Genomic DNA, 21,239 nt, shown 5'->3' on the forward strand with positions numbered 1-21,239 from the left:
CAGGGCCCCGACAGGCCCTAATCTCGTGCTCACAGGCCCCGCCACCCTTACGGGCGCCTGTGTCCCATCGCCGCAATGGACCCAGGAGTCACCACAGTGACCGACGTAACCGGCGCCGCCGCCGACGTGCTGCACACCCTGTTCCACTCGGACCAGGGCGGTCATGAGCAGGTCGTGCTCTGCCAGGACCGCAAGAGCGGCCTCAAGGCCGTCATCGCCCTCCACTCCACCGCGCTCGGCCCCGCCCTCGGCGGGACCCGCTTCTACCCGTACGCGAGCGAGCAGGAGGCCGTCGCCGACGCGCTGAACCTCGCGCGCGGGATGTCGTACAAGAACGCCATGGCCGGGCTCGACCACGGCGGCGGCAAGGCCGTGATCATCGGCGACCCGGAGCGCGACAAGAGCGAGGAACTGCTCCTCGCGTACGGCCGTTTCGTGGCCTCACTCGGCGGGCGCTACGTCACCGCCTGCGACGTCGGCACCTACGTCGCCGACATGGACGTCGTCGCACGTGAGTGCCGCTGGACGACCGGCCGCTCCCCCGAGAACGGCGGCGCAGGCGACTCCTCCGTCCTCACCGCCTTCGGCGTCTACCAGGGCATGCGGGCCAGCGCCGCGCACCTGTGGGGCGACCCGTCGCTGCGTGACCGTACGGTCGGCGTCGCCGGTGTCGGCAAGGTCGGGCACCACCTGGTCGAACACCTCCTGGAGGAGGGCGCCCAGGTCGTGATCACGGACGTACGGCAGGAAGCCGTGCGGCGGATCGCCGACAAGCACCCCTCCGTCGGCGTGGTGGCCGACACCGAGGCGCTGATCCGGGTCGAGGGCCTGGACATCTACGCCCCCTGCGCGCTCGGCGGGGCGCTCAACGACGGCTCCGTGCCCGTACTGACCGCGCGGATCGTCTGCGGCGCCGCCAACAACCAGCTCGCGCACCCCGGCGTCGAGAAGGACCTCGCCGACCGCGGGATCCTCTACGCGCCGGACTACGTGGTGAACGCCGGCGGGGTCATCCAGGTCGCCGACGAACTGCACGGATTCGACTTCGAGCGGTGCAAGGCGAAGGCGGCGAAGATCTACGACACCACGCTCGCCATATTCGCACGTGCGAAGGACGACGGGATTCCGCCGGCCGCGGCGGCCGACCGGATCGCCGAGCAGCGGATGCACGAGGCGGCCGGGAAACGGGCGTACTGACGTGTGAGCGGTACCCGTCGGCGCACTCTTGGAGAGAACTCTCACGTTCGTCGGCGGGTCGGCCGCTCAGAAGTGGTTAAAATCGCGGTTGACCAGCGGGGACGGGGCTCCCCGAGGGTCCTGTGGCCGGGCCCGTGGTGCGGGCGACGTACCGTATGGGCGTGGGCTCAGGTACCGTGGAAGCCCTACGGACCGGTCTCTCCGCGGAGAGCCCGTTCCAGATCATGAACGCGTGTCAAGACTCTGGGGCCACCGAGCCCCGTATCCGAGGGGGTCGAGCCATGGGGCGCGGCCGGGCAAAGGCCAAGCAGACGAAGGTCGCCCGCCAGCTGAAGTACAGCAGCGGCGGGACTGATCTGTCGCGTCTGGCCAATGAGCTGGGCGCTTCGACTTCGAGCCAGCCGCCGAATGGCGAGCCGTTCGAGGACGACGACGAGGAAGACGACCCGTACGCCCAGTACGCGGATCTCTACAACGACGACGAGGACGAGGACGAAGAGTCCGGCCCGTCGTCCCAACACCGCCGCGGCGCTTGACGCTCCAGCTGTGCTCAACCCGGTCCGGTAGTGGTCCACACCACCGGACCGGGTTTTGCGCTGCCTGTCAGGCGCTGTAGTCGCCCACCAGCTCGGCGCCGGTCTCCTTGTCGCCGCGGTCGGTGATCTCGCCCGCGACCCAGGACTCGACCCCGCGGTCGGCCAGGGTGGCCAGGGCGACGTCCACCGACTCCCCGGGGACGATCGCGATCATGCCGACGCCCATGTTCAGCGTCTTCTCCAGCTCCAGGCGCTCGACCTGACCGGTCCTGCCGACGAGGTCGAAGATCGGGTCCGGGGTCCAGGTGGTGCGGTCGACGATCGCGTGCAGGCCGTCGGGGATGACCCGGGCCAGGTTGGCCGCCAGGCCGCCGCCGGTGACATGCGAGAAGGCGTGCACCTCGGTGGTGTTGATCAGGGCCAGGCAGTCCAGCGAGTAGATCTTGGTGGGCTCCAGGAGCTCCTCGCCGAGAGTGCGGCCGAGCTCGTCGATCCGGGCGTCCAGGGCGAGGCCCGCCTCGTTCAGGAGCACATGCCGCACCAGCGAGTACCCGTTCGAGTGAAGACCCGAGGCCGCCATGGCGATGACGGCGTCACCCTTGCGGATGCGGTCCGCGCCGAGCAGCCGGTCGGCCTCCACGACGCCCGTACCGGCGCCGGCGACGTCGAAGTCGTCCGGGCCGAGCAGACCGGGGTGCTCGGCCGTCTCGCCGCCCACCAGGGCGCAGCCGGCGAGCACACAGCCCTCGGCGATGCCCTTGACGATCGCGGCGACGCGCTCGGGGTGGACCTTGCCGACGCAGATGTAGTCGGTCATGAACAGCGGCTCGGCACCGCACACCACGATGTCGTCCATGACCATCGCGACCAGGTCGTGGCCGATGGTGTCGTAGACGCCCAGCTGGCGTGCGATGTCGACCTTGGTGCCGACGCCGTCGGTGGCGGAGGCCAGCAGGGGACGCTCGTAGCGCTTGAGGGCGGAGGCGTCGAAGAGGCCGGCGAAACCGCCGAGGCCGCCGAGGACCTCGGGGCGCTGCGTCTTCTTCACCCACTCCTTCATCAGCTCTACGGCGCGGTCGCCCGCCTCGATGTCGACGCCCGCGGCTGCGTAGCTGGCACCAGTTGTCTCAGACATGGCTAGTGAGAACCTTCGTGTCGTACTGCAGGTGGGACGGGCTGCCTACGGGCGACGGATCGCGTCGGCGGCGGCCGTGGCGGCGGGCCCCGCGGCCAGCTCGGTCTCCAGGAGCTGCTTGCCGAGCAGCTCGGGGTCCGGGAGCTCCATCGGGTACTCGCCGTCGAAGCAGGCGCGGCAGAGGTTCGGCTTGGCGATGGTGGTCGCCTCGATCATGCCGTCGATGGAGATGTAGGCGAGGGAGTCCGCGCCCAGGCTGGTGCCGATCTCGTCGATCGTCATGCCGTTGGCGATGAGCTCGGCGCGGGTGGCGAAGTCGATGCCGAAGAAGCAGGGCCACTTGACCGGCGGCGAGGAGATCCGGATGTGGACCTCGGCGGCGCCCGCCTCGCGGAGCATGCGGACCAGGGCGCGCTGGGTGTTGCCGCGCACGATCGAGTCGTCGACGACGACCAGGCGCTTGCCCTTGATGACTTCCTTGAGCGGGTTCAGCTTCAGGCGGATGCCGAGCTGGCGAATGGTCTGCGAGGGCTGGATGAACGTACGGCCTACGTAGGCGTTCTTCACCAGACCGGCACCGAAGGGGATGCCGGACGCCTCGGCGTAGCCGATGGCCGCCGGGGTGCCGGACTCCGGGGTCGCTATGACCAGGTCCGCCTCGACGGGGGCTTCCTTCGCGAGCTTGCGGCCCATCTCCACGCGGGAGAGGTAGACGTTCCGGCCGGCGATGTCGGTGTCGGGGCGCGCCAGATAGACGTACTCGAAGACACAGCCCTTGGGCTTCGCTTCCGCGAATCGGGAGGTGCGCAGGCCGTTCTCGTCGATGGCGACGAACTCGCCCGGCTCGATCTCGCGGACGTAGCTGGCGCCGCAGATGTCGAGGGCGGCGGACTCGGAGGCGACGACCCAGCCGCGCTCCAGACGCCCGAGGACCAGCGGGCGGATGCCCTGCGGGTCGCGGGCGGCGAAGAGGGTGTGCTCGTTCATGAAGACCAGCGAGAAGGCGCCCTGGACCTGGGGGAGGACCACGGGAGCGGCCTCCTCTATGGTCAGCGGCTTGCCGTCCTCGTCGACCTGGGCCGCGAGGAGCGCGGTGAGCAGGTCGGTGTCGTTGGTCGCGGCCACCCGGGGGCTGCGGCCCTCCTGCTTGGGCAGGTCGGCGACCATCTCGGCGAGCTGCGCCGTGTTGACCAGGTTGCCGTTGTGGCCGAGCGCGATGGAACCGTGCGCGGTGGCACGGAACGTCGGCTGGGCGTTCTCCCAGACGGAGGCGCCGGTGGTCGAGTAGCGGGCGTGACCGACCGCGATGTGACCCTGGAGCGAACCGAGAGAGGTCTCGTCGAAGACCTGGGACACGAGGCCCATGTCCTTGAAGACGAGGATCTGGGAGCCGTTGCTGACCGCGATACCCGCGGATTCCTGGCCCCGATGCTGGAGGGCGTAGAGCCCGAAGTAGGAGAGCTTGGCGACCTCTTCGCCCGGAGCCCAGACACCGAAGACGCCACAAGCGTCCTGGGGGCCCTTCTCACCGGGGAGCAGGTCGTGGTTGAGTCGTCCGTCACCACGTGGCACGGTTCCGAGTGTAGGCGAGATCGACCACCGGTCCGAATTCGCGGAGAGTGGGCTTTCTTACTCCGCTCGGGCCGTAACGCTCCTCCCGGGAGCCTTGGTGATCTTCAGGGAATCGTGTTCCTGCTGGTAGGAGACCTTGCCGGTGAGGATTCCGGCGAGCTCGCGCTCGGTCTTCATCACCGGTCCCGAACACATCATGCGTGTGGTCGCGAGGCGCCCGAACTCGATGGTGCCGTCCTTCACCGTCGCCTTGCCGTGGAAGGTGTTGCAGCCGAGGCTGCCGGTGATGGTGTTGTTCTTGGTGAGGGTGAGGTAGGCGTTCTCGCCGAGGTGCCAGCGGGTGCCCTTCAGGGCGGGCGGCTTCTCCTCGCGCAGGGTGATGGTGTCGCGCCGCGGGCTGGTCAGGGTGAGGGTCCTGGCACCCGCGGGCCCGTCGAGCCCGGCCTTCAGGTCGTTGTCGAAGACGTCGACGAACTTCTCCTCGAACTCCCCTACGGCCCCTGGGCAGCCCATCAGTGTCCTGACGAGGTCGGTGACCTTCACGGTGTCGCCCCGGATGGCCACGTCGGCTCCGATGCTGTTGCACCCCACGGAGCCACCGGAGTCCCCGCCGTCCATCTCGGGTTCGGCGGCACCGGGATGGAAGTCGATGTGGGCCCTCTTGAGGGCGCCCTTCGTGGGCAGGGTGTAGTCCTTGCCGTCGACGGTGACCTTCCGCGGCACCCAGGAGGTGTCGGCGATGGTCGAGACGTCCTCGGCGGGGCTGCCCACCGACTCGGTGCCGCAGGCGGTCAGGACGGTGGTCCCGGCCAGGGCCGCGGCCGCGTACTTGGCGTATGTCGTCCGCTTCATGGCTCTTTGACGCATGAGGCGGGAGAAGGGTTCAGCCCGTCATGAGCCGATCAGCTCATCAGCTCATCAGCGGAAGCAGCCCGCCCAGGTCCGCCCGCTCCCCGCTCGCGCTGACCTTGGCCGCGTCGAGCGCGTCCTTCCAGGTCAGCCGGCCGGTGGCGAGGCGGATCCAGGTCAGCGGGTCGGTCTCGACGACGTTCGGCGGGGTGCCGCGGGTGTGCTTCGGCCCCTCGACGCACTGCACCACGGCGTACGGCGGGATCCGCACCTCGGTCGAACCGCCGGGTGCCTTGGCGGCGAGGGCGTCGGCGAGGAGACGGGTGCAGGCGGCGAGGGCCTGGCGGTCGTAGGGGATGTCCAGGCCGGGCACGGCGGCGCTCAGGTCGTCGGTGTGGACGACGAGTTCGACGGTCCGGGTGACCAGGTAGTCGGACAGGGTCATGGCACCGGTGCGGGCGGCGAGGACGCGGGAGTCGGGGGCGGTCAGCGCTTCGAGGAACCGCTCCTCGGTCCGGGCGTACAAGGCGTCGAGGTCCGGGTGGGCGGTGGCCAGCTCCCGGGTGCCGTCGGCGATGTCACCGGCCCGGGCGGCGGTGGCGAAGGGCCAGTCGAGGAGGGAGAGCCGCGGCGCGGGCGGCTCGTCCCGGGCGAGGTTCCGGCTGACCGTCTCGACGGCCATGGTGAGGTGTGCGGCGAGGTCCCGCACGGTCCACTCCCCCAGCCGCGTGGGGAGCTCCAACTGCTCGGGAGACAGTGTGCGTACGGCCTCTCGTACGTGTCCGAACTGGGCCTGCACGGCCTTGCGGATCTTGACGGAGTCGTAGGTGCGGGTGCGCTTCCTGGCCGGGGGCATGGCGGTGAGCCTAGTCCGGTCACCCCACGGCGAAGGCCCCGTCCGTCACGACGACGGGCGGGGCCTTCGGAGTCGTACGGCCGCCGGCTACTTGAGCAGGGCCGGGATCGTCTCCTCGTGCGCCGTGCGCAGCTCCTCCAGGGAGAGTTCGAACTCGCCCTGGAGCTCGATCGTGTCGCCGTCGACGACGCCGATGCGGGTGACGGGCAGGCCCCGTGCGCCGCACATGTCGTTGAAGCGGACCTCCTCGGAGCGGGGGACGGCCACGACCGCGCGGCCGGCCGACTCCGAGAACAGCAGCGTGAAGGCGTCCAGACCGTCCGGGACGATCAGACGGGCGCCCTTGCCCCCGAGCAGCGCCGACTCCACGACTGCCTGGATCAGGCCGCCGTCGGAGAGGTCGTGCGCGGAGTCGATCATGCCGTCGCGGCTGGCGGAGATCAGGATCTCGGCGAGCAGGCGCTCACGCTCCAGGTCGACCTTGGGCGGCAGACCGCCGAGGTGGTCGTGGATCACCTGGGACCAGGCCGAGCCGCCGAACTCCTCGCGGGTGTCGCCGAGGAGGTAGAGCAGCTGGCCCTCCTCCTGGAAGGCGACCGGGGTGCGGCGGGCGACGTCGTCGATGACGCCCAGGACCGCGACGACGGGGGTCGGGTGGATGGCCACCTCGCCCGTCTGGTTGTAGAGGGAGACGTTGCCGCCGGTGACCGGGGTGCCCAACTGCTGGCAGGCGTCGGCCAGTCCGCGGATGGCCTCGGCGAACTGCCACATGACGGCCGGGTCCTCGGGCGAGCCGAAGTTCAGGCAGTCGGAGACGGCGAGCGGCTTGGCACCGGTCGTCGCCACGTTCCGGTAGGCCTCCGAGAGCGCCAACTGCGCGCCCGCATAGGGGTCCAGCTTCGCGTAACGGCCGTTGCCGTCGGTCGCGATGGCGACACCGAGGCCGGTCTCCTCGTCGATGCGGATCATGCCGGAGTCCTCCGGCTGGGCCAGCACCGTGTTGCCCTGCACGAAGTGGTCGTACTGCGAGGTGATCCACTTCTTCGAGGCCTGGTTGGGAGAGGACACCAGCTTCAGGACCTGGTCCTTCAGCTCCTCGCTCGACGAAGGCCGCGGCAGCTTGTTCGCGTCGTCCGCCTGGAGCTCGTCCTGCCAGGACGGGCGGGCGTACGGGCGCTCGTAGACCGGGCCGTCGTGGGCGACCGTGCGCGGGTCGACGTCGACGATCTTGCCGCCGTGCCAGTAGATCTCCAGGCGGTCGCCGTCGGTGACCTCACCGATGACGGTGGCGATGACGTCCCACTTGTCGCAGATCTCCAGGAACCGGTCGACCTTCTCCGGCTCCACGACCGCGCACATGCGTTCCTGCGACTCGCTCATGAGGATTTCCTCGGGCGAGAGCGTCGAGTCGCGCAGCGGTACGTCGTCCAGGGTGACGCGCATGCCGCCGGAGCCGTTGGAGGCGAGCTCGGAGGTGGCACAGGACAGACCGGCCGCGCCGAGATCCTGGATGCCGACGACCAGCTTCTCCTTGAAGGCCTCCAGGGTGCACTCGATGAGGAGCTTCTCCTGGAAGGGGTCACCGACCTGGACGGCCGGACGCTTCGACGGCTTGGCGTCGTCGAAGGTCTCGCTCGCCAGGATCGACGCGCCGCCGATGCCGTCGCCGCCCGTGCGGGCCCCGTACAGGATGACCTTGTTGCCCGCGCCGGACGCCTTCGCAAGGTGGATGTCCTCGTGCCGCATCACACCGATGGCACCGGCGTTGACCAGCGGGTTGCCCTGGTAGCAGGCGTCGAAGACGACCTCGCCGCCGATGTTGGGGAGCCCGAGGCAGTTGCCGTAGCCGCCGATGCCGGCGACGACACCGGGGAGCACCCGCTTGGTGTCGGGGTGGTCGGCCGCGCCGAAGCGCAGCGGGTCGACCACGGCGACCGGGCGCGCGCCCATCGCGATGATGTCGCGCACGATGCCGCCGACCCCGGTGGCCGCGCCCTGGTAGGGCTCGACGTACGAGGGGTGGTTGTGCGACTCGACCTTGAAGGTCACGGCGTAACCCTGGCCGACGTCCACCACACCCGCGTTCTCGCCGATGCCGACGAGAAGGGCATCGCTCTGCGGGGCCTTCTCGCCGAACTGGCGCAGGTGCACCTTCGACGACTTGTACGAGCAGTGCTCGGACCACATGACCGAGTACATGGCGAGCTCGGCACCGGTGGGCCGGCGCCCGAGGATCTCGACGACCCTCTCGTACTCGTCCTTCTTCAGGCCCAGCTCGGCCCAGGGCAGCTCGACGTCGGGGGTCGCGGCCGCGTGCTCGACCGTGTCCAGAGGCGTCCGGCTCATGCGTTGACCAGCTTCTTGAGGATCGACGTGAAGAACGGCAGCCCGTCGGTACGGCCCGTACCGATCAGCGGCTCGGTGGCGTGCTCCGGGTGCGGCATGAGGCCCACGACGTTCCCGGCCTCGTTGGTGATGCCGGCGATGTCACGGAGGGAGCCGTTGGGGTTGAAGTCGAGGTAGCGGAAGACGACCCGCCCCTCGGCCTCCAGCTTGTCGAGGGTGTACTCGTCGGCGACGTACCGGCCGTCCATGTTCTTCAGCGGGATGTGGATCTCCTGGCCGGACGTGTAGTCGACGGTCCAGGCGGTGTCCGCGTTCTCCACCCGCAGCTTCTGGTCGCGGCAGATGAAGTGGAGGTGGTCGTTGCCGAGCATCCCGCCCGGGAGCAGGTGGGCCTCGGTGAGGATCTGGAAGCCGTTGCAGATCCCGAGGACCGGGAGTCCCGCCCTGGCCTGCTCGATGACCGTCTCCATCACCGGCGAGAAGCGGGAGATGGCGCCGGCCCGCAGATAGTCGCCGTAGGAGAACCCACCGGGGAGGACGACCGCGTCGACCTGGTGGAGGTCCTTGTCCTTGTGCCAGAGGGCGACCGGTTCGGCACCCGCGAGACGGATCGCACGCTGGGTGTCCCGGTCGTCGAGGCTGCCGGGGAAAGTGACGACGCCAATACGAGCGGTCACTTCGCGGCCTCCGCGACTTCCTCCACCTTGACGGTGAAGTCCTCGATCACGGTGTTGGCGAGGAAGGATTCCGCAAGATCGTGGATGCGGGCGAGCGCGGCCTCGTCGACCGGTCCGTCAACTTCCAGTTCGAATCGCTTTCCCTGACGTACGTCGGAGATGCTGTCGAAACCCAGTCGCGGCAGTGCGCGCTGGACCGCCTGGCCCTGGGGGTCGAGGATCTCCGGCTTGAGCATGACGTCGACTACGACGCGTGCCACTGGCACTCCCGGTGGTGTGGTGCTGAGCAGGTTCCTTCAGACTACCCGCACAAAATTTCTACGCGCGTTGAGTTGTAGGAATCTACGTGACGGCCATCACGGAGCATCGCCGACGTGGCCGGTCGCGAAAATTTCCGGGAAAGATCTCAGATCGACACCCGATACCTATTGCGCTCGGACACGCGGAAGGATTTAGTCGAGCTTCACAATGCATTGTCGGGCACTGTACAAATGAATTGGCAACGTGCCGTACGAAGGGACCGATATTCGTGGCGCAGAAGGTCGTGGTCACTCTCTTTGACGACATCGACGGCTCGGAAGCGGCGGAAACGATCGCCTTCGGACTCGACGGCAAGTCGTACGAGATCGACCTGAATCAAGCCAATGCCGAGAAACTGCGTAAGGCGCTCGAGCCCTACGTGGAGGCCGGCCGCAAGCGGTCCAGGTCGGGCAAGGCGTACCGGCAGACCGAGGTCGCTCCCGACCCGGCGGCGGTCCGGGCCTGGGCCCAGGCCAACAAGATGGACGTCCCCGCCCGCGGACGGATCCCGAAGAAGGTCTACGAGGCGTTCACCGAGGCGCAGTAGACCCCTGTCGATGCCGGGTCACCCGCCCCTCGGAGCAACCGACTTGCGTTGCACCCCACCTGGTCAGCTAGAGTCTGGAGCACGCCGAGGGGCGAGGCCGAAAGGCCCAGCTCACGGAGTCACGCGGGTGTAGTTCAGTAGTAGAACATCCCCCTTCCAGGGGGAAGGCGCAGTGTGCAATTCCTGTCACCCGCTCTGCACCACCGATCCGATCCGGTCCTGTGGATCAGGTAGGATGGTGCCCGCGCCGATCGGTGAGAGCCGGTCGGATGCAATGCGGACGTAGCTCAGTTGGTAGAGCGCAACCTTGCCAAGGTTGAGGTCGCGAGTTCGAGCCTCGTCGTCCGCTCTGAATCAAGCCCTCCGGTTTCTGCCGGGGGGCTTTTTCATGTCTCGCCGGTGATCGACCGGTCGTCTGACATTTGTCATACGGAGTGGTGACAGCGCGCACTGCTGTCGCAACCGGTCCGCCGGGACGCTGGGTTCATGAACACCGACGAACACGAACACGTGATTGAGGTCACCGACCTGCGGCGTGTGTACGGGGGCGGGTTCGAGGCCGTGCGCGGGATCAGCTTCTCCGTCGACCGCGGAGAGGTCTTCGCGCTGCTCGGCACCAACGGCGCCGGCAAGACGTCCACCGTCGAACTCCTCGAAGGGCTCGCCCGGCCGAGCGACGGCCGGATCCGCGTCCTCGGACACGATCCGTTCACCGAGCGTGCCGCCGTACGGCCGCGGACCGGGGTGATGCTCCAGGAGGGCGGCTTCCCGTCCGAGCTGACCGTCGACGAGACCGCGCGGATGTGGGCCGGCTGCGTCAGCGGGGCCCGGCCGCCGCTGGAGGTACTGGAACTGGTCGGACTCGCCCGGCGTACGGACGTACGCGTCAAGCAGCTGTCCGGCGGTGAACGCCGGCGCCTGGACCTGGCGCTCGCGCTGCTCGGCGACCCCGAGGTGCTGTTCCTCGACGAGCCGACGACCGGGCTGGACGCCGAAGGGCGCCGGGACACCTGGGAGTTGGTGCGGGCACTGCGCGACCGCGGGACGACGGTGCTGCTCACCACCCATTACCTGGAGGAGGCCGAGGATCTCGCCGACCGGCTGGCGATCCTGCACGAGGGGCGGATCGCGGCCACCGGGACACCGGCCGAGGTGACCGCGGCCCAGCCGGCGCGGATCTCGTTCGAGCTGCCGGACGGCTACTTCGTGGGGGACCTGCCGCCGCTCGGGGAGCTCGGGGTGTGCGGACACGAGGTCGACGGGGGCCTCGTACGGCTGCGGACGCGGGAGCTGCAGCGGACGGCCACCGAACTGCTCGTGTGGGCCGAGCGTGCCGGGGTCGAACTGCGGCGGCTCGATGTGCGGTCGGCCTCGCTGGAGGAGGCGTTCCTGGGGATCGCGGCGCGCGAGGAGGTCGCGGCATGAGCACGCTCACCACTCCCGCGGGCAGGCTGGGCGCCCTCGCCCGCGCCGAGTTCACGCTGCTCGGGCGCAGCAAGGCCACGCTCGTCGCGGCCGTACTCGTGCCGCTCGCACTGCCCTTCAGCCTGCGGTCCGTCGTGGACGACATGGACGTCGAGGAAGCCGGGCTGAGCGTCGGCCTGGTGCTGCTGCCGGCCTCGATCGGCTTCGCCCTGCTGTTCGGTGTGTACGGCGCCCTCGCCGCGATCTACACCTCCCGGCGCGAGGAGCTGGTGCTGAAGCGGCTGCGCACCGGGGAGCTGCGGGACGTCGAGATCCTCTGCGGGACCGCCTTGCCGATCGGCGCGACCGGGCTCACCCAGTCCCTGGTGCTGGTGGGCGCGAGCACGGTGCTGCTCGACGTGCCCGCGCCGCGCTCGCCCCAATTCGTCGTTCCGGGGCTGCTGCTGGGCCTGCTGATGTGCGCGGCGCTCGCGGCCGTGACGGCGGCCGTGACCCGGACCGTGGAGAGCGCGCAGGTCACCACGCTGCCGTTCGTGATGATCTCGATGATCCTCTCGGGCGTGGCCGTACCCCTGGAGCTGCTGCCCGACACGTTCGCGTCGGTGTGCGAACTGCTGCCGCTGTCACCCGTGATCATCCTGATCCGCGGCGGGTGGGCGGGAACGCTGTCAGGGTACGAGGCGCTGGGCGCCGTCGCGACCGCGGTGGCCTGGACGGTACTGGCCGTGTTCGCTGTGGGACGGTGGTTCCGGTGGGAGCCGAGGCACTGACGTACGGGGAGAACATGCGGGAGCCGGGGGGCTGTTGGCGGCGGGAGAACTCGCCGGCGCGGGAGCCGGGGGGCTGGTGGCGGCGGAAGAGCACGCCGGCGCGGGAGCCAGGGGGCTGGTGGCGGCGGAAGAGCACGCCGGCGAAGGTGGAGACGTACACGCGGTGGTCGTTCCATTTCTTTGCGGTGATCTACGTCGCCTCGATCGGTCTCCCGGTCCTCGGACAGGTTACGGGGCAGCTCGCGGTCTGGCTGGTGCTGCTGGTGAGCGTGCACGCCGTGATGTGTGCGGTGACCGCGTCGCGGGCGCTCGACTGGACGCGTGGGCGGCGTGAGCAGCCGGTGCGGACGCTGGGGGCGCTCGGGGCGGTCACGCTCGCCATCGGCGTCGCGGTGATCGGCATCGCCGAGCGGGGCCCGCACGACGACGGTCTCGACATGGCGACGGGCTCGGTCTTCGTGGGCGTGCTGACCTTCGGGGCGGGCATCGGCGCGCTCGGTGTCCGCAGGCGCCGACGGGTGCTCGCGCTCGTGGGCGGCTTCGCCGGGGGCGCCGCGCTCGGCGGTTTTCCGCTGGGACACGCCCTCCCGGAGTCCCTGGTCACCGGGGTCGTGGTGCTGACCGCCGCCGGATTCCTCGCCTTCACCTCCGTCTTCTCCGTCTGGCTCCTGAACGCCGTCTACGAACTCGACACGGCCCGCGAGACCCGCGCCCGGCTCGCCGTCGCCGAGGAACGGCTGCGGTTCGGGCGGGACCTGCACGACGTGATGGGCCGGAACCTGGCCGTCATCGCGCTGAAGAGCGAACTGGCCGTGCAACTGGCCCGCCGGGGGCGTGCGGAGGCCGTGGACCAGATGACCGAGGTGCAGCGGATCGCGCACGAGACACAGCGCGAGGTGCGGGACGTCGTACGGGGATACCGGGAGGCCGATCTCGAGGTCGAACTCTCGGGAGCGCGAGGCGTGTTGACCGCCGCCGGTATCGACTGCGAGGTCACCGGGCAGCCGGGCGGACTGCCCGCCGAGGTGCAGTCGGCGCTCGGCTGGGTGGTCCGGGAGGCCACCACGAACGTCCTGCGGCACGGGGACGCCAAACGCTGCGTGGTGGCGCTGCGGAGAGAGGAGGAGCGGGTGGTGCTGACCGTGGAGAACGACGGGGTGTCACGATCGCCTGGCAGCGGCGGGTCCGGGCTCGCCGGGCTGCGGGAGCGGCTCGCGGCCGTGGCCGGGACGCTGGAGGCGGGGCCGGTGCGGGAGGGTGTGTTCCGGCTGGCGGCGCAGGTGCCGCTGGTGGCGACGGAGGGGGTCTCGTGACCGTGGGTGTGCGGGTGCTGCTCGCCGACGACGAGCATCTGATCCGGGGGGCGCTCGCCGCGCTGCTCTCGCTGGAGGACGACCTGGCGATCGTCGCGGAGGCGGCCACCGGACCCGAGGCGCTGGCGATGGCCCTGGCGCACGGGCCCGACGTCGCCGTACTGGATCTCCAGATGCCCGGTGCGGACGGTGTGAAGGTCGCCACATCCCTGCGGTCCGAACTGCCCGGGTGCAAGGTGCTGATCGTCACCAGCCACGGGCGGCCAGGGCACCTCAAGCGGGCCCTGGAAGCGGGCGTGCGCGGGTTCGTCCCGAAGACGGTGAGCGCCCAACGGCTCGCGGAGATCATCCGCACGGTGCATGCCGGAAACCGTTACGTCGACCCGGAATTGGCCGCCGACGCGATCTCCGCCGGGGACTCGCCGCTGACCGCCCGGGAGGCCGAGGTCCTGGAACTCGCCGCCGACGGAGCGCCCGTCGCGGAGATCGCCGAACGGGCCGCGCTGTCCCAGGGGACCGTACGGAACTACCTGTCCTCGGCCGTCTCCAAGCTCGGGGCGGAGAACCGGCACGCGGCCGTGCGGCTCGCACGGGAGCGAGGTTGGGTATAGTGGTTCTCGCGCCACGGCGCATGCGAACGTAGCTCAGTTGGTAGAGCGCAACCTTGCCAAGGTTGAGGTCGCGAGTTCGAACCTCGTCGTTCGCTCCGTTGAGAAGAAGCCCCCCGGTTTTCACCGGGGGGCTTTTCCGTTACGACCAGCTCGTGCCGGTCAGTCGCTCGTACGCCTCGATGTACTTGGCGCGGGTGCGGTCCACGACCTCCTGCGGCAGCGCCGGCGGGGGATGCTCGCTCTTCCGGTCCCAGCCGGACTCCGCCGAGGTCAGCCAGTCGCGCACGAACTGCTTGTCGTACGACGGCTGTGCGTGCCCCGGCTCCCACTGGTCGGCCGGCCAGAAGCGGGAGGAGTCCGGGGTGAGGACCTCGTCCGCGATGACCAGGGTGTCGCCGTCGAAGCCGAACTCGAACTTGGTGTCCGCCAGGATGATCCCGCGGTCCCTGGCGATGTCCCGGCCGCGGCTGTACACGGCGAGGGTCGCCTGGCGCAGCTGGGCGGCGGTGTCGGCGCCGACCTGGCGGGCGACCTCCTCGTAGGAGACGTTCTCGTCGTGCTCGCCGACGGCGGCCTTGGTGGCCGGAGTGAAGATCGGGGCGGGCAGCTCGCTGCCGTCGGTGAGTCCCTCGGGGAGGGCGAGGCCGCAGACCGTGCGGGACTCGTTGTACTCCAGCAGGCCCGAGCCGGTGAGATAGCCGCGGGCGACCGCCTCCACGGGGACCATCTGGAGCGACTTGCAGACCAGGGTGCGGCCGGCCCAGTCGGCGGGGGCGCCTTCCGGCACGTCGGTGCTCAGGACGTGGTTCGGCAGCAGGTCGGCGATCTGGTCGAACCACCACAGCGACAACTGGGTGAGGACGCGGCCCTTGTCGGGGATCTCGGTCGGCAGCACCCAGTCGAAGGCGGAGATACGGTCGCTGGCGACCATCACGAGGTCGCCCGCCTCGTTCTGGTACAGCTCGCGCACCTTGCCGGTGTGCAGGTGCACCAGGCCCGGAACCTGGAGCGGCTCGGGCTTTTCTACGAATCCGGACACGGTTCCTCCCCGTGGTTATTTCCAACGGGTCGATTGTCCCGTATGGGGCGCTGACCTTGGACTTGGGGTGTGCTGAGGGTGTGCTGCGGGTGTGCTGCGCGGGCGGTGCGGGTGGGGTGCGCGGGCGGTGCGGGTGTGGTGCGCGTCTGTTCTGAGCGCGGTGCGGGTGGGGTGTGTGAGCTCAGTCACGCTTGCAGATGTGGTCCAGGAGGTTGGCGGTGGCGCGCTGGACACGGGTGTCGACATGGCCCGGGCGGTCCAGTGCCGGGGACCAGGCGAAGGTGCCGGCGGCGAAGACCAGGGCGCCGGACGGGGCGCGGTAGAGGGAGGTCTCCTGGTGGCGGAGGGTGCCCTCGCTGTCGGCGTAGGGCGAGTGCGCGAGCAGGATGCGGTCGTCGTGCTCGGGGAGCGGGGTGCGCGGGAAGTACCGGTCGGCCTCGCCCGCGACCAGGCCGGCGATCTCGTCGCCCTCGTGCGCGCCGGTCGCGTCCCACAGCCAGTGCTCGGCGTTGCGGACGATCAGGGGGTGCGGCTCGGGCACCCTTCCCGCGTACTGGATGCCGACCAACTGCTGTTCCGGACGGTCGACTTCACGCCAGAGCACCGGCTTTCCCGGCCCCTTGCGCTTTCGGCAGGTGAGCAGCCGGTCGGGGACGCCGGACGGCGAAGGGCCCAACTCGACCTGCCAGTACATGGTGTTGGCGGACAGGAAGACGAGCGAGGTGCCGCCGTCCCGCGCCCGCTCGACCGTGCGGCGCATGGCCGTCGACCAGTACTCGTCGTGGCCGGGGAAGACCAGGCCCCGGTAGCGGGTGGGGTCGAGGTGGCCGGCGTGCAGGTCGCGGGCGTCGGCGTAGGCGAGGTCGTAGCCGTAGCGCTCGGCGAAGCGGATGAAGTCGTAGGCGTGGCCCACATGCATCGGCAGACCCGCGCCCGCGTACGGCCGGTCGAAGGAGACCGTGGTCGCGGCGTCGGCCTCACCGAGGAGCCGGCCCTGTTCGTCCCAGGCGTGGTAGAGGCTGGCGCCGGTGCGGCCGTCCTCCGGGTAGAGGTTGTACGCCTGCCAGGTCACGTCGGGCAGCAGGAGCAGCAGGTCCGCGGGGTGGTTGTCCCGGACCGTGAAGGGGATGTGCGACCGGTAGCCGTCGGCGGTGGTGAGGACGGCGACATACGCCCCGATGCTCCAGTACGACGGGATCTGCAACCGCCAGGACAGCCACCAGTGGTGGCAGGACACCGTGCGGTCCGCGGTCAGCGGCGGAGGCTGGACGATGCCGGAGAGACGGGGGCTGGTGGTGATCTTCGCCGCGCCGTCGCCGCCGTAGTGGCCGATGCGGTAGATGTCGACGCCGAACTCCTGCGGCGGGTCGACGGTGATGTGGAAGTCGACGGCCTCACCGGGGGCGACCGCGCCGGTCGAGGCGAAGCCCTTGATCTGGCGGCGGACGTCGTCGGCGGAGCGGGGGCCGCCGCCGGGGGCGGTGCGGGGGGCTGTGTGAGGGCCTGTGTGAGGGGCTGTGCGGGGGGAGGGGACGCGGGGCGTGTTCGTGTTTGTGTTCGGGGTGTGTGCCGGGTCCGTCTCGACGTACCAGGGGACCACCTGGCCGGTGTCGTCGAAGTACGTCTCACTGCCGCGCAGCCAGGGAACGGGGCCCTGGCCGAAGGGGTCGGTCACGGCGTGCGCGAGTGCTCCCGACTCCCAGCGGCGGATGTGCTCCGGGCCTGGCCCTGGTCCCATGGTCGGTCCCCTCCCTCGTGCCCCCGTTGGTCGTCCTGTGCGGTGCGATGCCGTGCGGCGCTGTGTGGGGCGCTTCGGGCGGTGCTCTCTTGTCCTGTGCGGGATCGGTCCCAGCACATCACATTCCGCACTCAGGCTGTCACTACTCGTGGGGAATCGACCGGAAGTGGAAGCCGGTGTTCCGTCTCTGTCAGACGAGGCGGACGGGCTTCTCGGGGCGTATCCCCGACTTGACCAGCCAGGCACGCAGAGGGGCCGGGTCGCCGTCCTCCACGAGGCTGAGCACGCGGGGGGCGAGGTCCGCGGCGCGCTCGCCGTTGATGAGCAGGGACGGACCGTCGAGCCAGTCCAGGCCCGGGGTGGCGCCGGCGGTGTCGATCGCGGCACAGCAGACCATCGCGGTGACGTGGTCGGTGAGGAGCTCCCGGGCACTGCGGGGCGGCTGGAGCGGGAAGAGGGGGAGGGCGGTCTCGTCCCAGCTGGTGGTGTCGGGGGTGGTGCGGGTGCGGGGAGCGGCGGCTTCCTCACGAGCGAGCTCGGCGGTGAGGGCCGCGGCGAGGGTCTCGGCTTCGAGTGCTGGGGGGCTCTGGGGGGCGGTATCGCCGTCGGCGACCGGGGGAGCGGGGGGTGCGGGTGCGTTGGGGGCGGCGGCGTTGGGTGCGGCGGCTTTGGGTGCGGCGGCGTTGGGTGCGGCGGCTTTGGGCGCGAGTGCGGGTGCCGTGTCCGGCTGGGCGGGTGCGTCGGGCGTGACTTCGGGTGCGACTGGTCGGTTCTCGGCCGGGGGCGATTCGCTCTCTACGGTCGGGCCGTCGCCGGAGGGGTCCGGGCTGTGCTCCGCGGTCGTGTCGCCGCCGGAGGGGACCGGGCTGTGCTCCGCGGTCGTGTCGCCGCCGGAGGGGACCGGGCTGTGCTCCGCGGTCGTGTCGCCGCCGGAGGGGACCGGGTTGTGCTCCGCGGTCGTGTCGTCGTCCCGTGACGCTGGTACGGGGGCCGCGGGGTCCGTGTCCTGCAACGGCGGCGCAGGCTCTGCGGCCGCGGAAACGGGCGTGTGCGGTGAGGTGGGGTCGAGCAGTGCGGCGGCGCGGTCGGCTGCCGTGGTCGGTGCGCGGTCCGTCGCCGTGTCGTCGGTGGGCGGGGTCGGTACGAGGTCTGCGGCGCCGGAGGTCGGCGCGTGCGGGTGGGGGGGCGCCGGGTGACCGGGCATCGGGTGACCGGGCGTCGAGTGACCGGGCTCGTCGGCGGACTCGACCGCTGCCGTGGACTGTGACTCCGGACCGGCAAGCCGATCCCGATCAGTAGGGCTGAACTGTGGCATCGGGTCGGCGGCGGCCCCGTCCACCGCCGTGGACTGTGCCGTGGCGTCCGTCAGCCTGGGTGAGGACAAGTGGGCCAGGACCCGGGAGAGGGTCGGGGCGTCGGATTCCGGCGCGGTGGTGCCGGGGGCTCGGCTGACGCCCTGGGCGTCGAGGACCCGGTGGAGGCGGGCCGCGTCCAGGCGCCACTTTCGGTCCACGACCTCCTCCGGATACTCCTGCCAGTCCACCGGCGACCAGTCCGGGCCGGTCTCCGCCGGGCCGCCGTGGAAGAGGCGGGCGGCGAGCAGGGAGGCGGCCTCGTCGATCGCGCCAGGTTCTTCGAGCAGGTCGCAAGCGGGGCGCTCACCCAGGCGGGAGGCGAACCCTTCTGCCAGGCGGTCGCGCCGCGACAGCTCGGTGAGGGCGGCCACCACTCCCGCGTCCAGACGGGAGGGCCAGCGGCCCATCCGCCAGGCGGGCAGCGCGACCCGGGTCAGCAGCCGGTCCCAGCCCGCGTACGCGAGTCCCACCTGCTCCTGGGCCACGATCCGGAGGCCGTAGTCCACAGCCTGTGCACGCTCGGCGGCCGCGGCGGCGACCCCGCGCTCCATCTGCGTCGCGTGCTCCCGACAGCCGCGCAGGAGGAGACGGGCCACCCAGGCGACCCCCGCGCACACCACACGGGTGAGCGGGCAGCGGCCGGGGACGGACCCGACGGCCACCGCCGCGTCCAGCCCCCGTACGAAACGGCGGGCCGCCGCTATGTCGGGGTGGGCCGAGGGGCCCGTACCCGCGACGACCGGCGCGAGGACCGCGCGCAGTTCACCGACGCGCATCCACCACAGGAACGGCGAGCCGATGACCAGCACCGGTGCGGCCGGCACCCGGCGGTGGGAGCCGCGGACGCCCGCGATCTCGTCGTCCCGGCCCTCCTGCGGGGGCGGGCCGTGGGCAGGGTGGGTGCGGTCCTCCAGCCAGCTGTCGCAGTCCGGGGTGAGCGCTATCGCGGAGGGGGCGGGGACGTCCAGGCGGTCGGCGAGGTCGCGCACCATGCGGTACAGGTCGGGCGCGGACTCCTCGGCGATCGCGACGGTCGGACTGACGGCGGGCCGGGCACGGGCGATGACCAGGGCGACGGCCCCGGCCGCGAGCAGCACCCCGGCCCCGAGAACGCTCATGACCACCCGGGCGCTGTCCCAGAACCCGCCCACGAGATGGCCGGTCGAACCCCCGGCGAGCAGCACCACGGCCACCGCCGCGGGCAGCAGCGCCACGGCCAGCGCGCGGCTGCGGACGCGCAGCACGGCGACGGCCCGGGAGCGCGCGGCCTGCGCGCCCATCTCCACACCGATGCCGGTCATGACCGGACCTCACCCCCTCGCTGCCGTCCTGAATGCCCAGCTGTCCTGGCGTTGCTCACTCCCCCACTGTGGCACCCACCACTGACATCGCAATGCCGGTGGGCCAAGTGCCGGACCGCTTGCGCCGCACCCTAGTTGGGCCCCGGATCCCCGTCAGCCGTATGGAGTCGCGGTCACTCGATGGAATGGCTTTGGGGAAAGGTGGATGACGTACAGCAAAGATCAGGCCCCGAATCCTTAGACGGATCCAGGGCCTGTCGGGTTGTTCGGGGCGGTGGTTTCGCCCCGGTTTTCGGGCTTGCTTCCGGGCTTGATTCGGGCTTGTTTGATTCGGGCTTGTTTGATTCGGGCCTGTCAGGCGCCGGACGCCGCCTTCGCCGCGATGTCCGTCCGGTGCTGGGAGCCGTCGAGCCGGATGCGTCCCACGGCCCGGTACGCGCGCTCGCGGGCCTCGGTGAGGTCCTTGCCGGACGCCGTGACCGACAGGACGCGGCCGCCGGCGCTGACGACGGAGTCACCGTCCCGCCTGGTGCCGGCGTGCAGGACGTACGCGTGCGGGGCGTCCTGCTCGGCCACCTCGTCGAGGCCGGTGATCGGGTCGCCGGTGCGCGGGGTGGCGGGGTAGTTGTGGGAGGCGACGACCACGGTGACCGCGGCGTCCTCGCTCCAGCGCAGCGGCGGCAGGTCCTCGAGGCTGCCGTTCGCGGCGGCGAGCAGGACACCGGCCAGCGGGGTCTTGAGGCGGGCCAGGACGACCTGGGTCTCGGGGTCGCCGAAGCGGGCGTTGAACTCGATGACCCGCACGCCGCGTGACGTGATCGCGAGACCGGCGTACAGCAGACCGGAGAAGGGGGTGCCCCGGCGGCGCATCTCGTCGACCGTCGGCTGCAGAACCGTCTGCAGGACCTCGTCCACCAGCTTCGGGTCGGCCCAGGGCAGCGGGGAGTACGCGCCCATGCCGCCGGTGTTCGGACCCTCGTCGCCGTCGAGGGCGCGCTTGAAGTCCTGGGCGGGCTGGAGCGGCAGCACGGTGTCGCCGTCGGTGATGGCGAAGAGGGAGACCTCGGGGCCGTCGAGGAACTCCTCGATGACGACCCGCTCGCATGCGTTCGCGTGGGCCGTCGCGGCCTCGATGTCGCTGGTCACGACGACGCCCTTGCCCGCGGCCAGACCGTCGTCCTTGACGACGTACGGGGCACCGAAGGCGTCGAGGGCCTCGGCGACCTCCTCGGGGGTCGTACAGACGTACGAGCGGGCGGTCGGCACTCCGGCGGCGGCCATGACGTCCTTGGCGAAGGCCTTTGAGCCCTCGAGCTGCGCGGCCTCCCCGGACGGGCCGAAGACCGGGATGCCCACCTCGCGCACGGCGTCGGCGACCCCCGCGACCAGCGGGGCCTCCGGGCCTACGACGACCAGGTCGGCGCCGAGTCGCTGCGCGAGCGCGGTCACCGCCCCGCCGTCGAGGGCGTCGACCGGGTGCAGCTCGGCGACCTCGGCGATACCGGCGTTGCCGGGTGCGCAGTGCAGTGCGCTGACGTCGGGGTCGAGGGACAGGGAGCGGCACAGGGCGTGTTCGCGGGCGCCGTTACCGATGACGAGGACCTTCACGGGGGTCAGCCTAACGGGGTTTTTGTGGGGGGTTCCTAAGGGGTGGAGGCAGCGGAGCCGTAGG

18 protein-coding genes and 3 tRNA genes are annotated in these 21,239 nt (G+C 70.8%); 10 read left to right on the forward strand and 11 right to left on the reverse strand.

Features of this window, described 5'->3' with window-relative positions; translation table 11 throughout:
* The first annotated feature begins 96 nt into the window (after positions 1-96).
* Together ACFYZ8_RS30605 and ACFYZ8_RS30610 are read left to right on the forward strand one after the other, a co-directional pair.
* A complete protein-coding gene (locus ACFYZ8_RS30605; RefSeq protein WP_388542121.1) occupies positions 97-1,197 on the forward strand; it encodes a Leu/Phe/Val dehydrogenase in 1,101 nt (366 codons plus the stop codon).
* A 281-nt stretch (positions 1,198-1,478) separates the two neighbouring features.
* Positions 1,479-1,733, forward strand: a complete 255-nt coding sequence (locus ACFYZ8_RS30610; protein ID WP_359037550.1) for a DUF3073 domain-containing protein — start codon at positions 1,479-1,481, stop codon at positions 1,731-1,733.
* 67 nt (positions 1,734-1,800) lie between these two features.
* On the opposite strand, the gene purM is transcribed toward ACFYZ8_RS30610, so the two are convergent.
* The 7 genes from purM to purS all read right to left on the reverse strand — a co-directional run bounded on the left by purM (position 1,801) and on the right by purS (position 9,428).
* Positions 1,801-2,868 (reverse strand): phosphoribosylformylglycinamidine cyclo-ligase, encoded by a 1,068-nt coding sequence (purM, locus tag ACFYZ8_RS30615; RefSeq protein WP_388542123.1) that lies wholly within the window; start codon positions 2,866-2,868, stop codon positions 1,801-1,803.
* A gap of 45 nt (positions 2,869-2,913) precedes the next feature.
* The gene (purF, locus tag ACFYZ8_RS30620; protein WP_356110794.1) at positions 2,914-4,440 is read right to left on the reverse strand and encodes an amidophosphoribosyltransferase; all 1,527 of its coding nucleotides are present in this window, start codon (positions 4,438-4,440) and stop codon (positions 2,914-2,916) included.
* A 57-nt stretch (positions 4,441-4,497) separates the two neighbouring features.
* Positions 4,498-5,292 carry an META domain-containing protein gene (locus tag ACFYZ8_RS30625; RefSeq protein WP_388542125.1) on the reverse strand — a complete coding sequence of 265 codons (795 nt, stop codon included), beginning with the start codon at positions 5,290-5,292 and terminating at the stop codon, positions 4,498-4,500.
* A gap of 58 nt (positions 5,293-5,350) precedes the next feature.
* Positions 5,351-6,145 (reverse strand): sterol carrier family protein, encoded by a 795-nt coding sequence (locus ACFYZ8_RS30630; protein WP_388542127.1) that lies wholly within the window; start codon positions 6,143-6,145, stop codon positions 5,351-5,353.
* Between the two features lie 87 nt (positions 6,146-6,232).
* Positions 6,233-8,491: a phosphoribosylformylglycinamidine synthase subunit PurL gene (gene purL / locus ACFYZ8_RS30635; protein ID WP_388542129.1), complete on the reverse strand. Its 2,259-nt coding sequence runs from the start codon at positions 8,489-8,491 to the stop codon at positions 6,233-6,235.
* A complete protein-coding gene (gene purQ / locus ACFYZ8_RS30640) occupies positions 8,488-9,168 on the reverse strand; it encodes a phosphoribosylformylglycinamidine synthase subunit PurQ (RefSeq protein WP_037722174.1) in 681 nt (226 codons plus the stop codon). The genes purL and purQ overlap by 4 nt, the downstream gene beginning before the upstream one ends.
* Positions 9,165-9,428 (reverse strand): phosphoribosylformylglycinamidine synthase subunit PurS, encoded by a 264-nt coding sequence (gene purS, locus ACFYZ8_RS30645; protein ID WP_359037539.1) that lies wholly within the window; start codon positions 9,426-9,428, stop codon positions 9,165-9,167. Before purS ends, purQ begins: the two co-directional genes overlap by 4 nt.
* A 269-nt stretch (positions 9,429-9,697) precedes the next feature.
* Between purS and ACFYZ8_RS30650 the strand changes: the two genes are divergently transcribed.
* The 8 genes from ACFYZ8_RS30650 (at position 9,698) to ACFYZ8_RS30685 (ending at position 14,229) form a co-directional block, all read left to right on the forward strand.
* Positions 9,698-10,015 (forward strand): Lsr2 family protein, encoded by a 318-nt coding sequence (locus tag ACFYZ8_RS30650; protein ID WP_359037537.1) that lies wholly within the window; start codon positions 9,698-9,700, stop codon positions 10,013-10,015.
* Positions 10,016-10,138: 123 nt separating this feature from the next.
* Positions 10,139-10,210: transfer RNA gene (locus ACFYZ8_RS30655), tRNA-Gly, on the forward strand.
* A gap of 81 nt (positions 10,211-10,291) precedes the next feature.
* A tRNA-Gly gene (locus ACFYZ8_RS30660) sits at positions 10,292-10,364 on the forward strand.
* A 137-nt stretch (positions 10,365-10,501) separates the two neighbouring features.
* The gene (locus tag ACFYZ8_RS30665) at positions 10,502-11,440 is read left to right on the forward strand and encodes an ABC transporter ATP-binding protein (protein ID WP_359037536.1); all 939 of its coding nucleotides are present in this window, start codon (positions 10,502-10,504) and stop codon (positions 11,438-11,440) included.
* Positions 11,437-12,210, forward strand: a complete 774-nt coding sequence (locus ACFYZ8_RS30670; RefSeq protein WP_388542132.1) for an ABC transporter permease — start codon at positions 11,437-11,439, stop codon at positions 12,208-12,210. The genes ACFYZ8_RS30665 and ACFYZ8_RS30670 overlap by 4 nt, the downstream gene beginning before the upstream one ends.
* Positions 12,192-13,523, forward strand: a complete 1,332-nt coding sequence (locus ACFYZ8_RS30675) for a sensor histidine kinase (RefSeq protein WP_388542134.1) — start codon at positions 12,192-12,194, stop codon at positions 13,521-13,523. Before ACFYZ8_RS30670 ends, ACFYZ8_RS30675 begins: the two co-directional genes overlap by 19 nt.
* A 2-nt stretch (positions 13,524-13,525) precedes the next feature.
* On the forward strand, positions 13,526-14,134 hold the full coding sequence (locus ACFYZ8_RS30680) for a response regulator transcription factor (protein WP_359037613.1): 609 nt from the start codon (positions 13,526-13,528) through the stop codon (positions 14,132-14,134).
* Positions 14,135-14,156: 22 nt separating this feature from the next.
* Positions 14,157-14,229, forward strand: a tRNA-Gly gene (locus ACFYZ8_RS30685).
* A gap of 44 nt (positions 14,230-14,273) precedes the next feature.
* Here the strand turns inward: ACFYZ8_RS30685 and ACFYZ8_RS30690 are convergent.
* The 4 genes from ACFYZ8_RS30690 to purD form a co-directional block, all read right to left on the reverse strand.
* Complete coding sequence (locus ACFYZ8_RS30690) at positions 14,274-15,173, reverse strand: phosphoribosylaminoimidazolesuccinocarboxamide synthase (protein WP_388542136.1); 900 nt, start codon at positions 15,171-15,173, stop codon at positions 14,274-14,276.
* 181 nt (positions 15,174-15,354) lie between these two features.
* Complete coding sequence (locus ACFYZ8_RS30695) at positions 15,355-16,911, reverse strand: N,N-dimethylformamidase beta subunit family domain-containing protein (protein ID WP_388542138.1); 1,557 nt, start codon at positions 16,909-16,911, stop codon at positions 15,355-15,357.
* Between the two features lie 190 nt (positions 16,912-17,101).
* Positions 17,102-19,567, reverse strand: a complete 2,466-nt coding sequence (locus ACFYZ8_RS30700; RefSeq protein ID WP_388542140.1) for a hypothetical protein — start codon at positions 19,565-19,567, stop codon at positions 17,102-17,104.
* 354 nt (positions 19,568-19,921) lie between these two features.
* Complete coding sequence (purD, locus tag ACFYZ8_RS30705; RefSeq protein WP_388542141.1) at positions 19,922-21,175, reverse strand: phosphoribosylamine--glycine ligase; 1,254 nt, start codon at positions 21,173-21,175, stop codon at positions 19,922-19,924.
* Between the last annotated feature and the right edge of the window lie 64 nt (positions 21,176-21,239).

Source organism: Streptomyces sp. NPDC001668 (assembly GCF_042893155.1).
Lineage (GTDB): Bacteria > Actinomycetota > Actinomycetes > Streptomycetales > Streptomycetaceae > Streptomyces.

Bases quoted from the DNA above. Each gene is read 5' to 3' on its own strand.
- ACFYZ8_RS30695 (WP_388542138.1), bottom strand. From the start codon at position 16,911: ATGGGACCAGGGCCAGGCCCGGAGCACATCCGCCGCTGGGAGTCGGGA.
- ACFYZ8_RS30625 (WP_388542125.1), bottom strand. From the start codon at position 5,292: ATGAAGCGGACGACATACGCCAAGTACGCGGCCGCGGCCCTGGCCGGG.
- ACFYZ8_RS30630 (WP_388542127.1), bottom strand. From the start codon at position 6,145: ATGCCCCCGGCCAGGAAGCGCACCCGCACCTACGACTCCGTCAAGATC.
- ACFYZ8_RS30670 (WP_388542132.1), top strand. From the start codon at position 11,437: ATGAGCACGCTCACCACTCCCGCGGGCAGGCTGGGCGCCCTCGCCCGC.
- ACFYZ8_RS30610 (WP_359037550.1), top strand. From the start codon at position 1,479: ATGGGGCGCGGCCGGGCAAAGGCCAAGCAGACGAAGGTCGCCCGCCAG.
- ACFYZ8_RS30665 (WP_359037536.1), top strand. From the start codon at position 10,502: ATGAACACCGACGAACACGAACACGTGATTGAGGTCACCGACCTGCGG.
- ACFYZ8_RS30700 (WP_388542140.1), bottom strand. From the start codon at position 19,567: ATGACCGGCATCGGTGTGGAGATGGGCGCGCAGGCCGCGCGCTCCCGG.
- purM (WP_388542123.1), bottom strand. From the start codon at position 2,868: ATGTCTGAGACAACTGGTGCCAGCTACGCAGCCGCGGGCGTCGACATC.
- purL (WP_388542129.1), bottom strand. From the start codon at position 8,491: ATGAGCCGGACGCCTCTGGACACGGTCGAGCACGCGGCCGCGACCCCC.